The sequence below is a fragment of the Treponema sp. R6D11 genome (genome assembly GCF_054786075.1).
On record NZ_BDHD01000718.1, the window covers coordinates 1 to 582 of the forward strand.

Genomic DNA, 582 nt, shown 5'->3' on the forward strand with positions numbered 1-582 from the left:
TATTATTTGTTCCTAATAAGGACGAAGGACTTATATTTGTCCAATAATTATCTCCGCCATTTCGCATAACAAGGCTTTCAGCGCCGGAACCATCAGCGTGTAAAACTGATTGTAAAACACCTTTGCGACCAGCGTCAGTTTTTTTAATAACAACTGCCCCCGCGCCATCGCCAAACAAAACGCAAGTTTTCCTCTCGCTCCAATCTACCATCTTGCTTAAAACTTCGGCTCCGATTACAAGGGCGTATTTACGTTCAGGGTTGACGCTTAAAAGCCCTGTGGCGGTTTCAAGTCCGTAAACAAAACCTGTACAGCCTGCGGTAATATCCATTGCGGCGGCTTTTTTGGCTCCAATTTTGTTTTGCACAATACAAGCTGTGGAAGGAGTTCCAATATAATCCGCAGTAGCGGTAGCCAGAATAATTATATCGATATTAGCGGCTTCTTCCGCCGCAACTCTGTTCTTTTCCGCAGAATCATCGCCTGAATAGCCAGCCGCCATTGCAAGGGCGTTTATCGCCGCCTCCACCGCCAAATTGACCGATTCCCGTTTCTTTATTTTTATAGAACCCCTTAAAAACC

At 45.2% G+C, this 582-nt stretch carries 1 protein-coding gene; it reads right to left on the bottom strand.

What is annotated here, in order from left to right:
* The coding region (locus tag ACYVTD_RS15685) for a ketoacyl-ACP synthase III (RefSeq protein WP_461248626.1) at nt 1-529 on the bottom strand (529 nt) is incomplete at its 3' end.
* Nucleotides 530-582 lie beyond the last annotated feature (53 nt).